Here is a 14689-nt window from a genome sequence, read left to right as displayed (position 1 = left end):
AGCCCTCTTTTAATCAAGGGCTCTTTTTCATATCCGTTTTTCGACTATGTTATACTAATGACAGAAATTTAAGGAACGCAGGTGATCCAATTGAAAATCGGTATCGATATCGATGGGACGATTACGCACCCGTCTTCATGTTTTAACTATATGAACAAGTATTTAGGAACTTCGATTGACTTTGAAATGGCATCCGAATATGAATTGCATACGTATACGGACATGAGTCAAATCGAGTTTTGGGAATTCATGGTCAAGTCCGGACATGAACTCGGGATTTATCGTGAATCCATCCCTCAGGAATTTGTCCAAAAACACCTATGGCAGTTGCGCGAGCACTATGATTTGCACTATGTGACGGCCCGGTCGGAAATCGTCCGTCCTGTCACGGAAGAATGGATCGCCCGTCATGACCTGCCACTCGATTCACTCATCATGACCGGTTCGCATGATAAAGTTCAGGTCGTACGTGATCTTTCACTCGATTTATTCATGGAAGACCGTCTAGAAAATGCCTTACAAATTGCGGAAGATACTTCAATCCCCGTCATTTTGTTTGATGCTCCTTACAATCGTCGAGCACTCCCTGAAAATATCATCCGTGTCTCTTCCTGGAATGAAGCGGTTCAAACCATTCACAAATTTGCCCCAATTCGTTAATAAAACAGCCCTAACCGGCTGTTTTTTCCATTTTATCTCCATTTTCGAATTCGTTTATCGTACAATTATCTCAAGGTTGATATTGATTCGTTTTTTATTTTTAGAGCCTTTGAAAGGATTTTTTGATGTTTTCGACTTTGAATGTCTTCTTTTTAAATATTTGCATTATCTTTTTAGTTTTATCGATCACCTTTTATGCCATGCGAAATCGCCTGCCGATCCAGTACGATTCGAAGCTTTCGACCCGCGTGTACTTCGGGTTAGCAAACGGAGTGACAGGTGTCTTATTAATGTATAATTCCATTTCAATCAATGGTTCAATAATCGACTTGCGATTGCTTCCACTCGCACTATCGGCTTTATATGGTGGCTCAATCAGTATCAGTACAACAGGCTTTGTCTTATTGATATATCGCGTCTCCATTCTGCAAGGCGAATCGATGATCGCTTTACAAAGTTCCATCATCACTTTACTTAGTTTCATTATCCTTGTGATTCTCTGTGCACGCTTCATTCAAAACAAAGGACGTCTGTATGCCGTTATCGTGACGATCGGCTCACTTCTTGTTCTTGTCCAGATGGTCCTCGCATCACCACGAATCGAGGAATGGCAAACCATCTATCTCCCTTATTTTTTGATTACAATCAGTGCATCAGTATTGTTTTACCATCTTTCGCAAATGTTACAAGGTCACTTCGTTTTGTATGCTTATCAATCTTATCTCGCCTCGACAGATGAGCTGACCCGACTCGCCAATCGCCATGTCATCATGAGAAAAGTACATACACTCGTCAAAACGAATGCACCCTGGGGCGTCATCATCTTTGACTTGGACCACTTCAAAGCAATCAATGACGAGTATGGACATGCTGTCGGCGACGCAGTATTGCGCCATTTTTCAGTTTTACTCAACCAAGCGTGTCCCGACAGCGTGACAGTCGGTCGTTATGGTGGTGAAGAATTCATCGCTATCATTCCGAACACCTTGTCGGTTTCGCCGACGGAACTCGCCGAAAAAATCGTTCAATCCGTCACCGAAACACCATTTGTCATGCAAGACCACGCCTTGACAGTCACTGTATCTGCCGGCGTTGCATATGCGAAGAATCAGTCCGCTCCGCTCGTATTCGAACAAGCAGACACGGCTCTTTATGCCGCTAAGAACAATGGACGCAATCAATTTATCTTACATCAAAAATAAGGAAGCGCAGATTTACTCCGCCGCTTCCTTATTTTTGATTTCTAATAGTTGAATGATTTCAGCAAGCGAGACGGGTTTCGCAAAAAAGTATCCTTGGAAAATGTGGATTCCGATATTTTTAGCGATTTGGACTTCTTCACCCGTTTCTACCCCTTCAATGATACATTCGACGTTCATCGATTTTGTCAGTTGAAAAATCGATTCCAGAATCGAGTGCCGTTTTGTCGCTTCCTCGATTTGCTCGATGAACTGTTTTGGTATCTTTAATTGGCGGAGTGGTAACAACCGTTCAAGGACATGATAAGAAGCATGACCCGTTCCAAAATCGTCTAACGAAACGGGAAAATCTAACGTCTTGATCCGTTGAAGTGCCCGTAGGATCGATTGACTTTCAAAATCCAGAGATTGACTTTCGGTGATTTCAATCTTGATTTGTTGCGGTTTTAATGCATATTTCAATAACATTCGTTCGATAAACGGCATAAATGAATCATTCGTCAATTGACGTGGCGACACGTTGACTGAGACCGTGAACTGTTCCGGGACGAGACCAATCAATCGTTTTCTTGTCTTGCAACCTTCTTCAAAAATCCATTCACCTAGTCGAATGATTAAATCACTTTTTTCGGCAATCGGAATAAAAACAGACGGTCGGTTTGCCCCGGCTAAATCCGTCTTCCAACGGACTAGCGCTTCCAGTCCCACAAACTCTTCTTGATTCGAATCATATTGCAACTGATAGACTAAATAAAAATCTCGTTTGATTTCGGCAAGCGACAATGCCCGGGCTGCTTCGACGCGCATGGCTTGTTCCTTTCGCCATCCTTGATCGATACACATGACTTTTTGGTCTTGTTGTACCGTTTCCTGAAGCGCTGAATTCACTTGGCGGATCCGCTTCATCCAATTCGTTTGCACGACTTCCCCATCATCAATCACGATGTAGAGATTGACATAGATTTGATGCAAATCAATTTGATATGGTGCCGACATTCTTTGACTCAACAACGCCATTTCTTCATGACACGAAACCCCATCCGGCTTCTCCATCACGACAGCCAGCGTTCCTGCTTCGACGCGGATCAGTGCTAAATGTGGGGGAAGCAAGGAGCGAAGCCGTTCAATGCAGTCAAATAAGACTCGTTCTTGAATTTCTTCTCCAAAAAAGCGTGCAAGCTCATAATAGTTCTCGAGATGAATCCCAATCAATAACAGCTGTCGGCGGTCGTCTACAAATACCTCTTCTAACCCCCGTAAGTTCAATAACTCGGTTTGCGGGTCACGACTCGCCGCATCGTGGAGTTGATTAGCGAGCGAATGCAGTTGCCGTAAATTTCGAATATGAAGATGGTTAATAATGAGCGCGATACATACCGCGATCACAATCATCCCTAAGCGCGCGATATGATCGGTCGGATCAATTTCGACGAAGACGGTCTTCGCTTTCAGCATGACGAAGAGGTTTGTCGCAAGAATCACGAAAATCGTATACCACATGACGATGCGGTTGTAGGAAATCAAAGCAATCATCAAAAACAGGAAACAACTTGCCCAAACCGTCACGGCCGCATAGGGAAGCAGATTGATCGAAACGATCGGCACGATCAGTAACATGATGGAGAGGAGATGTGCTTGATACCGTGACGACAATTGACTACGGCTGATGAGGAACGTCGTGACGCCGATGATGATAAGGAGGACGATAATCACCGAACGACTGAGATACGCATTTTCTAATACTTGATCCGTCGTTTTAAAAAAAATCAGCGCCCCTGTCACCATCATGAATAAGGCAAAGTTCCCCATCCAGTGTTGTTGCGTAATCGCAATCTCATTCGTACTCTTGATTGACATATGTCCCCTCCTCTCATCAGTTACACTATATAAACTTTCTCATTTACAAAAATTCGACATCGCTTGATGATACTCCTGTCTTACGTTATGTGTCAATTTTTTACTGAAAAAGACATGTTCTCCTGTTTTTACACAGCTGAACATGTCTGCTTTGATTTAATATCCAAAAAAGCTGGTGATGATGGAGCTTGACTTCACTTGATTTTTATCGCGAATCTGTCCGACATAGATGACGTCCCCTGACAAGATATCGACGACACGAATTTGATAATCAGACGCATTCATCTTGGAGACGAAATAAAACTGGTTGTCTGCAAATGCTTCGTTAATCGATCCCATCTTTTTCTCCGCCGCTTCGAGCTTGATTACATCCTTTGTCACTTGCTTCGTCACCGTATCATAGACGGTCCATTGCAGTTCGTTTTTTCCTTCATTTTCATTATAGGCGATCAATCGTTCCCCGTTGCCCATCGCAATGAATAATTGATTTTCTTCATTCAATTTTTGAATCGGACTGACTCGTTTCCCGTCGTCTTCAAAGTATTCATCTTTCGTCCCGACTTGATTTTCGTCAATAAATAGTTGTCTATAAATAACGCGATCCGGCCCGGCCGTTAAGTAGTTTCTAAATTCGTTCTTTTTGATTGCCGGTGAAGCGAGTCGGACTGGCTTGATTTTTTTCTGTTGATAGTCGACTTGCATCAGTTGATTGGTCTCGTGATTTTTTCTGTACGCATCAACTTGGATATAAAGTGTCTTATCCATCCGGTTGATGACGCGTACGCTGCCTGTCCCGTATCCGGTTTTAACGTTTGAAGGAAACGGGAGTGTCATTCCTGTCATCCGTTTCGTCTGTTTATCCCACATCTTTAATTCCAGTTCTTGTTCAGCCGTACGGATCCCGTACAGATAGTCGTCATCTTCACTGAGCGTTTCATCCGCCCGTAAAAAATCCTTGGCGTCTGTTTTTAGAATCGGGTTAAACGCTCTGTTCCCAAGTATTCCTTCAAGATAATTGTCGCCATTTTTTTTGATTGTCCCATCTAACGATACATCGGAATAGACGTTTTTACCTTTCGCTGTCGACTGCAGAATCAGATGCAGTTTCGCAAGCTTCGTTCCCTTTACGTCTCCTGTTATGTGCTCGACGGTATAGTCCGCCGTTTGAATCGTTGCCGTATAACCATAATAACTCGTCAGACTCACTAGACAAATAACGAGTAACATTACTAAGTATTGAAAGCGTCGCATCATGTTCCCCCCTTAAACGGATAGTTTGTTTTGGACTAAGCGAATGCTTCTAAAGCCGATATAGAAGAAGCCGATCGATAATAAGACAAGATACAACGTCACGTATTCTACTCTTAACAATAAACCGGACAGTGGACCTTCTGTGATATACATCACGAGTCCGAATGGCAGGATTAAAATCATTGCTTCGGCTATCAGCTGGATCATCGCCCGTGATTTTCGGAACGTCCGCTCAATCAGGACGATGAAAAACAACAGATTGATGACGGCACAGGACATCATCAATAAGATGAAGACATCTTCGATATTCATCGAATAAAATACTTGTAGCAGACTCCCACTTTTAATCAGACCGGTCGGAAATTTATGTGATTCTGGTAACAACCAATCAAATAGACCATAACTTGCGACAACCGTCAGCCACTGTAAGCCGATTAAACTCACCGTCGCAAGTAAGACGGTCGTCAGCTTCGCAAAATAAATCGAGGCACGGCTACCGGGTAAAAGTAAGAGTCGATAGATATGCTTCGACTCCCCAATCCATTCGCGGTACCAAATTTGTAAAGCAAGTACGACGATATACGCGACACCAATCATCATGATGTAATCAAAAATCGAGGTCGCTGCCGCAAAAGAAAATGTTCCGTATGAATTGACCGCCTCGAGTTCGGAGGCTTGGTTCATCCGCATGAATGTCTCGATACTTCGTTCGTATAACATCGTCTTGACGACGACTGACAGTAGTTCGAGCACGATTAATGCACCGACTACGATTAAATACAATTTACTGCTCCGTTTGATTTCTTCATTCGTTAACATCAAATACTTTTTCATCGTTGATACACCTCCCGCATCCGGTCTTGGACGGATTTCCCGTGAATTTCCCGCATTTCTTCCGTATCGTGTTCGTCAATGATTTGTCCGTCCTGTAAGAAAATCACACGATCAATCAAATGCTCGACTTCGACGATTTCATGGGTCGTCATCAAGATGCCGCGCCCTTCCATATAATGACTCGAAAAAATCCAGGCAATCTGTTCTTTCGTAAACAAATCAATCCCGGCAAACGGTTCGTCCAGTAACAGATACGGTCGATCTAAGGCGAAACCGAGTAGTAAATTGACTTTTGCCTGATTTCCTTTTGAGAGCTCATTAATTTTATCCGTCGATAACAGTTTGAATGTCGCCATCAATTCATCTGCCGTCTGTTCGTTCCAATCCGAATAATAATCGTTCATGTATGTAAGCGCATCCCCGATCGTCATATAACTCGGCATCGTCTGGACATCCGGCACAAAAGCGATTTTTTCGCGCGACGTTGTCCCGTCGACGATGATACTGCCGGCGTCCATCGGAATCAGACCGACGATGCCTTTTAGAATCGTCGATTTCCCTTCCCCGTTTAAACCGATTAAACACGTTAACGTATCCGGTTTGATAGAAAACGATACCCCGTTCAAGACGGGACGTTTTCGTCCAAAACGTTTTTTTAGACCATGTACCTCAAGCATCGATTTTCCCCCGTTCCTTCGTTTCGTATAGATGTTCGATTTTTGTGACGACTTCTTCAAGCGGGACTTGAATCGCTTGGATTGAATGCACAAACTGTTCGACAGCTTCATTTAACAATTCCGTCCGGACCTTCGAGACGATTTCCGGATCCGTCGTAATTTTACTCGGGACATTTCGTTCAGTCGTAATCAAGTGTTGTTCCTCCATTTCCTTGTATGCTTTTTGAGCGGTGTTCGGATTGATTCCTAGTTGAGCAGCGATTTCGCGTCGTGAAGGAATTTCCTGGCCACGTTCCAATTCTTCCGTCGCGATTCGTTCTTTGAACCATCGGATGACCTGTAGGTAGACAGGACTCCGTTGATCAAATTGCATCGGCATGTTGCCACCTCCATCGTTATACTGTATTAAAACACTAATACACCCTATGACTGTATGATACTTATAATACAGTCATAGGTCAACAAAAAAAATCACTTCTTTTTCGAAGTGATTTCAGTCTGCAGACAACGGGCAATCGGGAGATTAATCGTCTTTAGTCGTTGCTTTCCTCGGGTGAGGCGCAAGATCTTGACTGCCTCTGAAAGTCGGGTATGCAGATGGTTTAGATTAGTCGTGCCAATTCATCAATCAAATCCGTCGCAATGATACTGCTTGGATGAATACGTTGTTCAATCCGTTTAGAAGCCCGTGCATACCAAGCGACTCCCATCGCGATTAAATGTTCAACCGTTCCTTGATCGTGGTAGTCACGTTGGGCGAGCAGACTTGTAATCAAACCAAATAATGTATCGCCGCTGCCGCCTTTTGCAAGTCCACTCGATGCCCCGGAAATGACGTATCCTCCCCCGTCCGGTTTAGCGACCAAGATGACATGCGACTTCAACACAACCGTCACTTGATGAAGCACCGCATAATCCGATGCCGCTTCAAATAAATCATCTTGAATATCTGCGACTGCCTTGTTCGTCATCCGGGCGAACTCACCGATATGTGGCGTTACAACAATCGGGGCCCGCCGTTCTGGATAATCTTCGCGAATCAGTGCCGCCGCATCGAGGACAACGGGAATATCTTTAGTAAAAGCCAGTTCAATCCAGTCCGCTATTTTATCCGAAGTCAGTCCCGGTCCGATTCCGACAGCGGTCACTTGATCAAGCATCGCTTGAATCGTTTCCGTCGTCTGATTGAGCACCATCGCTTCCGGCGCGTTGATTACTATTCCGATTTTTGCTGAATCGACTGTTGCGACCTGTAACTTTCCGACACCGGTTCGTAAAGCAGCACGTGTCGCGAGTTGAATTGACCCCGGCATCGTCTCGCTTCCGCCAATCAACAGTGCCGTGCCATAGGTCCCTTTATGTCCATCGTGTTGCCGTTCAAACAAACGATCGATCGGTTCCTCGAACAGTTCCCATTCCGCTACGTTCGGTAATCCGATATCGACGAGCTCGAGTTTTCCATAAAACGGAGACGTCTTCAGTAAGAAGGCGGACCGTTTATAGGCGTGGAGGCAAAACGTCCGTGTCGCTTGAACCGCCTCAAAAGAAAAATCGGACGCAGCATCTGACGGTACTCCGCTCGGCACATCGATCGCATAAACGATTGCCCCTTGCCTGCGTTGGTCTTTCACCATATCAACGGTTTTTTCCGTCACCTCATTGATTCGTTTCGGATCAAACCCCGTCCCGAAGAGCGCATCGACAATCACATCATATTGTCCACACGGCGGCTCTGCGACGACACCAAATTTCTCAGCATATGTTTCATGGAGCTGTGCCGTTTCCGTTTTGGTCGGACCTAGCGGAGCTTGGACCGTCACGTCATAGTCGTCTCGCACCAACTCACGGGCGATGACGTATCCATCCCCTCCATTGTTGCCTGTCCCGCAAATAATTAAGATGCGGTCCTTCTTCGTATGCCGTTGCTTAAGTTCAGCTGCAACCTGTTGCCCGGCCCGTTCCATTAGCACTTCGATCGGCAACCCCGATGTCCGTGCCCATTCATCAATTTGTCTTGCTTCATTCGCATCATAAATCATTCTGATCACCTCTGTTCGTCCTATTCCCGTTTTCCATCGAACTATGCAACAAAAACTGACCCATGAATCGTTCCATCAAAAAAATGGATTGCACATCTTTGTTCGATGGCAATCCATTTACTATTCTTCTGTTTACGCTAAATGACCCGTTCTCCTATCAAAGGCATCCTGCTCGTTCAGACGGATTGACAGTCCGCACATCGACCATAAATCTCAAATTTATGATCTTCGACTTCAAAACCAGATGCTTTGATCGGTGACATCAATTCCATCGGGCACACGTTTAACGTTTCCGTCTTTCCACAGGCCCGACAAATTAAATGATGGTGATGTTGACCTGATTGACAGGCCGCCCGGTATTTCATTTCGCCATCTAATTCTGTCGTCTCTAAGATACTGATTTCAGCAAAATCATTTAAATTGCGATAAATCGTATCGTAACTTAGTGATGGGTGAGAGATGCGTAATTCCTCGGCGACTTCACGGGCACTGACATACCGGTTCGCTTCAAAGAGGTATGCGAGTAGATCAAGTCGTTTCGGCGTCATTTTAAACCCTGAAGCCTTCATCTGTTCACGCGCTTGTTCGATCTTTTTTTGCATTCGATTTTCCTCCAATCAAAAACCGTTCGACTAACATGACGATGACAAGTTCTGCGACAGCTAGCATGACAATCATCCCGCCCGGTGCCAAATCAAACTGGTAGGCAAGAATCAATCCGGCGACCGTTGCGATTTCGCCGAAGATGATCGCAAATAAAATCGTCGTTTTAAAGCTTTTCGCAAAGCGAAGCGCTGCTGCGACGGGTAACGTGATCAAACTCGAAACGAGTAATATACCAACGACACGCATGCTGATCGCGATGACCAGTGCGACGACGATCATAAACAAGATATGCACGAGACGAAGCCGAATTCCGGAGACACGTGCTTGTTCTTCGTCAAAAGATAAAAAGAGCAATTCCTTATAAAAAGCGATGACGAATACGATGACGACACCCGTCACAATCAAAATCGTGTAGACATCTGTCAACGTGACGGCTGAAACCGTCCCGAATAGAAACGACACCAAGTCCATCGAAAAACCATTGGCTAGGCTGATGAAGATGGCACCCAGTCCCATTCCGGTCGCCATGATGATTGGAATCGCCAATTCTTGAAAGTGTTTGTATTTTGCACGCAACCAGTCAATCGTCAACGCGGCGATGACTGCCGTCACGATTCCTAAATAGAGCGGATTCAATCCAGACAAACTTGCGACCATACCTGAAATCAAGAGACTCAGCGCAATTCCAGCGAGTGTAACATGGGACAATGCATCGGCGATGAGACTCATCCGCCGGACAACGACGAACGAACCAATCAATGGTGCCGTAAAACCAATCAACACCGCTGCGACGAGCGCATACTGTAAAAATTTTAACGTCATGAATGCATCAATCACTGGACGCCCTCCCCTTCGTGGACGAGGACACGTCCCGGTACCGGATAAAGCGAACGAATCGTCTGCTCATCGAGCTCCCAGTATTCCTTGATACCGCAATTACAACCGAGACGTCCATCCACGAGATGGATGACATCCGTGACAAGTTTACTGACAAAATGAATATCGTGCGTCACGAGAACAAAAGTCCGCTTCTTATCACGGCGCAACTCTTCTAGAATCTCATAAAATTCTTTGACATACCGCTGGTCGACACCGACCGTCGGCTCATCGAGAATCATCAAGTCCGGATCATTGACGAGTGCGCGTGCGATGAAGACCCGCTGCTGTTGTCCACCCGATAAATCACCAACCTTCGAATCCCGTCGCTCCCACATCCCGACCGTCTCAAGAGCAGTCCGAACTTTTTCACGATCTTGTTTCGTTACACGGCGAAATAGTCCTTTTTTCGCGTACAGTCCCATTTCGACGACTTCAGCAACCGTCACAGGAAAGCCCGAGTTAAACGAAGCCGCCTTTTGGGATACATAACTGATACGCCACCAGTCATTGAAATCTGACTGTTCTTGTCCGAACAGGCGAATCGATCCTTTCGGGTTCAAGAGACCAAGCATACATTTAATTAATGTCGACTTCCCCGATCCATTTTCGCCAACAATCGCTAAGAATTGACCTTGTTCTACTTTGAACGACACATCGTTCAAGACACGTCGATCCGGATAATCATATGTCAATTGATTAATCTCAATAATCGGTTCACTCACTTTTCTTCACTCCTTCCGTTTTTTAAAACGGAATAATTACGTCTTATCAACTTTTCCATTATAGCCCTGCCCTCCGACTGTTGCAACTGATGTAACTTTTTCACGTGTTGACGTTTTTTCAGTCGAGGACAAGGTACAATAAAGAAAGACAGGCTCCCGTTTCTTGCTCGATCGATTCGGGAACAGATTACTATATGTGAAAGGAGTCGGGATATCTTTGAAGAATGAATTAGCAGTCATTGACATCGGGTCGAACTCGATCCGCTATGTCATCTTTCATCCGATCGATTCAGGTCGGTATATCGAAAAAATCAATGTAAAGGTAGTCGCCCGATTATCTGCTCATATCGATCAGGACGGTGCCCTCGACGACGAGGGAATCCAGTTGCTGAGCGAAACGTTACAACGGTTTCATGAAATTGGTTTGACGCATGATGTCGAAGAAACCTTCTGCGTCGCAACCGCTGCCATCCGTAACGCGACGAACCGGCAAACGATCGTTGAGACGGTCGAACAAACGACACCTTTTTCCATGCGTATTTTATCCGACGAACAAGAGGCGTACTATGGCTATTTCGCCATCATCAACTCGACTTTCTTAACAGAGGGTTATTCCGTCGATATCGGCGGCGGTTCGATGGAAGTGACGTTAATCGAAAACCGTGAGATGGTCGCGTACCATAGTTTCCCATTCGGTGCTGTCACCTTGACACGCCAATTCATCTCCGGTGAGACGATGACGTCCGGTGAAAAAAAGAAACTGATCAAATTTTTACGCGAACAGTTCGCTGAAATACCATGGCTCAAGGACAAAAAATTACCTTTGATCGGCGTCGGCGGGTCCGCCCGAAACTTCGTCCGCATCCATCAGTCGACCCTTGATTATCCACTTCACGGGATTCATCAATATCAAGTCCGTGCAAAAGAACTCGGTAAACTCGTAGACGAACTCGAAGACAAGTCTCCGAAGCACCTGGCGAAAATCGAAGGTCTTTCGAAAGATCGCGTCGATATCTTCTTACCTGCCTTGATTGCGATTCACGAACTTGCGTTACATATCGAGGCCGACCAGTTCGTGATGAGTAACTACGGCTTGCGTGAAGGTCTCGTTTATGAATATGACTTGCATGAAACGAATCAACGTCGCGTCGAAAATGTTCGGGAAGAAAGTCTGTTTCAGCTCGAGAGTGATTATAAAGTCAACCGGGATCGGATGAATTATCTCGGAACGCTTGCTAAATCACTCTACCGTCAGCTCGTCTCACTCGACATCATTCCTGAACGCGCCGCTGACTTACGGTTGCTCGATTCAGCGAGCCGGCTTCTCTATTGCGGGCAATACATCAATCCAGACACGCGGTCGAACCAGACCTTTTATTTATTGACGAATACGGACTTAAAAGGAATGACGCATAAAGATCGACTGGCCCTCGCACTCGTCAGCTCGTATTCGTCCTCAAAACGGATGCAGCAACTTTTAAAACCCTTTAAGGACTGGTTTTCCGATAAATCAATCGAGCGGTTTGATTTGCTCGGATCACTCCTCAAGCTTGCCGATGCCCTCGACGTGACGGAGCGTCGCGCCGTTGACAGTGTCGACCTTCACATCGAAAAAGAGGTATTGCTCCTGACGCTTGATACCGGCGATCATGATTATGGATTCGAAGTCGAAAAAGCCGAAAAACAAAAAAAACATCTCGAACGCGTCATCGACCAGTCGATTGAACTGCAAACGAAAGGAAGTCTTTCTTCATGAAATTCGATTCTCCAGACTACTTTAATAATCGAGAAATTAGTTGGTTACAGTTTAATGAGCGTGTGCTCGGAGAAGTACTGGATGCACGGAATCCGTTGATGGAACGGTTAAAGTTTTTAGGGATTTTCAGTTCCAACCTGGATGAATTTTATATGGTCCGCGTCGGTGGATTAAAAGATGAAGTGCTTGCCGGATTCAATAAACCGGAAAACAAACAACAGTTGACTCCGAAGCAGCAATTGCGGGCAATCGCCGCAAAAACAAAAGAACTCGTCGAACAACAATATGAGGCCTTCAAGGAAATTAGTACTGCGCTCAAAAAAGAGTCAATTTTCTTTTTAAAGCATGAGGAATTAAATGAGGTCCAGGCGGAGTATGTCAAAGCATTCTTCCGCGATCAAGTTTTCCCGGTCCTGACACCAGTCGCGGTAGATGCCTATCGCCCCTTCCCGATGTTGTCGTCGAAGTCGCTGAACATCGCGACTGCCCTCGAAGCAGAGGACGGGTCGAAACGGAACTTGGCACTCGTCCAAGTGCCAGCCGTCTTACCGCGGTTCGTCGATTTACCGGTCGACGATGAAGAGACGACAGCCGTCATCTTGCTTGAGGATGTCATCATTTCCTTCATCGACTCACTTTTTAAAGGCTATCGTGTCTTGTCTGCGATGCCGTTTCGCATCACGCGTAATGCGGATCTCCCGTTCCATGAAGAAGGGACACACGATATTTTAAAACTGATTGAAAAGGAGTTGAAGAAGCGTCGCTGGGGCGTCGGGATTCGTCTCGAAATCCAAAAGAACGCCATCAATACGGAACTCCTCAATATGTTGCGTGACGTGCTCGATTTACAAGATCGCGATATCTTTGCAGTCGATGGTCCGATTGATTTGACATTTGCGTTCGCTTTTTATAGTCAAATCGGCGTCGAATACGACCACTTGATTTATCAAACAATCATGCCCGTCGAACCGCCTGCTCTTGAACAATCGAAAAATTTATTCGACCAGATTTTGCAACAAGACTATTTGTTACATCATCCATACCATACGTTCGACCCGATCGTCCGCTTGATTGGGCAAGCAGCGAATGATCCGAACGTCCTTGCGATCAAACAAACGCTTTACCGTGTCTCAGGAGATTCTCCAATCATCAAGGCTTTGAAGACGGCCGTCGAAAATGGCAAGCAGGTCACCGTTCTTGTCGAACTGAAAGCACGGTTTGATGAAGCAAAGAACATCGAGTGGGCAAAACAACTCGAAAAAGTCGGCGCCCACGTCATCTATGGCTATAGTGATTTGAAGACGCACTCAAAAATCACCTTGATCGTCCGGCTCCAAGAAGGACGGATTCAACGCTTCGTCCATCTCGGGACGGGAAACTACAATGATTCAACGGCAAAACTCTATACGGACATCGGTCTACTAACCGTTCGCGAACAATTGGCAGAAGATGCGACGAACTTCTTCAACTGGTTATCCGGATACGGAGAACAACCGAAGTGGAATGCGATTCATACATCGCCTAATTCCATGCTCGAAAAATTCTTGTCCTTGATCGATGACGAAATCAAGTTCCATAAAAAACATGGCAACGGTCGAATCGTCGCGAAAATGAACAGTTTAACAGAAAAAGAAATTATCACGAAACTCTACCAAGCATCGCGTGCGGGTGTCCGCATCGAGCTGATTGTCCGCGGCGTCTGTTGTCTCCGACCGCAAATTAAAGGTGTTTCGGAGAACATCCGTGTCACATCCGTCGTCGATCGGTATTTGGAGCACTCACGAATCTTTTATTTCCACCATGACGGAGAAGAACTGATTTATTGTTCAAGCGCCGATTGGATGACACGAAACATGCGTAAACGGATTGAAATCTTATTCCCAATCATCGATGAAGAACAAAAAAATTACTTGAAAGACTGCCTCGCCATGACATTAGCCGACAATGTCAAGGCACGGGAGCAAGGTCCGGATGGCGAATACTTCTACGTCACACGCGGTAAACAATCATGTGAATCACAAATCTTGATTCAGCACTATACGAACGATAAGTTGAAATCGAAACCGTCGTTCGAAAACCCACTCGAGCACAAATGGATTGCGATTGAACGGAAAGAAGATAAAATCTCATTCGAGCCACAGTCGCCTCAAAAATAAATGTTGTTTAACGTCAGACATCTTCATATAATACAATTGTAAGCGTTTTTCAT

13 protein-coding genes are annotated in these 14689 nt (G+C 45.3%); 4 read left to right on the top strand and 9 right to left on the bottom strand.

Annotation, left to right across the window (positions count from 1 at the left end; all coding sequences use genetic code 11):
• The first annotated feature begins 81 nt into the window (after positions 1 to 81).
• On the top strand, positions 82 to 660 hold the full coding sequence (locus tag KNQ04_RS04685; protein WP_353049708.1) for a 5' nucleotidase, NT5C type: 579 nt from the start codon (positions 82 to 84) through the stop codon (positions 658 to 660).
• 125 nt (positions 661 to 785) lie between these two features.
• The gene (locus KNQ04_RS04680; protein WP_214847685.1) at positions 786 to 1862 is read left to right on the top strand and encodes a GGDEF domain-containing protein; all 1077 of its coding nucleotides are present in this window, start codon (positions 786 to 788) and stop codon (positions 1860 to 1862) included.
• 12 nt (positions 1863 to 1874) lie between these two features.
• On the opposite strand, the gene KNQ04_RS04675 is transcribed toward KNQ04_RS04680, so the two are convergent.
• The 9 genes from KNQ04_RS04675 to KNQ04_RS04635 all read right to left on the bottom strand — a co-directional run bounded on the left by KNQ04_RS04675 (position 1875) and on the right by KNQ04_RS04635 (position 10724).
• Positions 1875 to 3716, bottom strand: coding sequence for a GGDEF domain-containing phosphodiesterase (locus KNQ04_RS04675; RefSeq protein ID WP_214847683.1), 1842 nt, complete (start codon positions 3714 to 3716; stop codon positions 1875 to 1877).
• 156 nt (positions 3717 to 3872) lie between these two features.
• Positions 3873 to 4967, bottom strand: coding sequence for a hypothetical protein (locus KNQ04_RS04670; RefSeq protein ID WP_214847681.1), 1095 nt, complete (start codon positions 4965 to 4967; stop codon positions 3873 to 3875).
• Between the two features lie 12 nt (positions 4968 to 4979).
• On the bottom strand, positions 4980 to 5801 hold the full coding sequence (locus tag KNQ04_RS04665) for a hypothetical protein (RefSeq protein ID WP_214847679.1): 822 nt from the start codon (positions 5799 to 5801) through the stop codon (positions 4980 to 4982).
• Positions 5798 to 6478, bottom strand: coding sequence for an ATP-binding cassette domain-containing protein (locus KNQ04_RS04660; RefSeq protein WP_214847677.1), 681 nt, complete (start codon positions 6476 to 6478; stop codon positions 5798 to 5800). Before KNQ04_RS04660 ends, KNQ04_RS04665 begins: the two co-directional genes overlap by 4 nt.
• Positions 6471 to 6857: a GntR family transcriptional regulator gene (locus KNQ04_RS04655; protein WP_214847676.1), complete on the bottom strand. Its 387-nt coding sequence runs from the start codon at positions 6855 to 6857 to the stop codon at positions 6471 to 6473. The genes KNQ04_RS04660 and KNQ04_RS04655 overlap by 8 nt, the downstream gene beginning before the upstream one ends.
• A gap of 223 nt (positions 6858 to 7080) precedes the next feature.
• Entirely contained in the window at positions 7081 to 8517 is a 1437-nt protein-coding gene (locus KNQ04_RS04650; protein ID WP_214848060.1) for an NAD(P)H-hydrate dehydratase, read from the bottom strand.
• A gap of 176 nt (positions 8518 to 8693) precedes the next feature.
• Positions 8694 to 9119, bottom strand: a complete 426-nt coding sequence (locus KNQ04_RS04645; RefSeq protein ID WP_214847675.1) for a Fur family transcriptional regulator — start codon at positions 9117 to 9119, stop codon at positions 8694 to 8696.
• A complete protein-coding gene (locus KNQ04_RS04640) occupies positions 9091 to 9960 on the bottom strand; it encodes a metal ABC transporter permease (protein ID WP_214847674.1) in 870 nt (289 codons plus the stop codon). The genes KNQ04_RS04645 and KNQ04_RS04640 overlap by 29 nt, the downstream gene beginning before the upstream one ends.
• Entirely contained in the window at positions 9957 to 10724 is a 768-nt protein-coding gene (locus KNQ04_RS04635; protein WP_214847673.1) for a metal ABC transporter ATP-binding protein, read from the bottom strand. Before KNQ04_RS04635 ends, KNQ04_RS04640 begins: the two co-directional genes overlap by 4 nt.
• A gap of 217 nt (positions 10725 to 10941) precedes the next feature.
• Between KNQ04_RS04635 and KNQ04_RS04630 the strand changes: the two genes are divergently transcribed.
• Together KNQ04_RS04630 and KNQ04_RS04625 are read left to right on the top strand one after the other, a co-directional pair.
• On the top strand, positions 10942 to 12480 hold the full coding sequence (locus KNQ04_RS04630) for a Ppx/GppA family phosphatase (protein ID WP_214847672.1): 1539 nt from the start codon (positions 10942 to 10944) through the stop codon (positions 12478 to 12480).
• Positions 12477 to 14636 carry an RNA degradosome polyphosphate kinase gene (locus KNQ04_RS04625; protein ID WP_214847671.1) on the top strand — a complete coding sequence of 720 codons (2160 nt, stop codon included), beginning with the start codon at positions 12477 to 12479 and terminating at the stop codon, positions 14634 to 14636. The genes KNQ04_RS04630 and KNQ04_RS04625 overlap by 4 nt, the downstream gene beginning before the upstream one ends.
• The last annotated feature ends 53 nt before the right edge of the window (positions 14637 to 14689 follow it).

The sequence above is a fragment of the Exiguobacterium sp. s193 genome, from assembly GCF_018618755.1.
In the GTDB taxonomy this organism is placed as follows: Bacteria; Bacillota; Bacilli; order Exiguobacteriales; family Exiguobacteriaceae; genus Exiguobacterium_A.
Note: the sequence above shows the minus strand (reverse complement) of the source record. Positions and strands in the feature narration are given on the sequence as shown.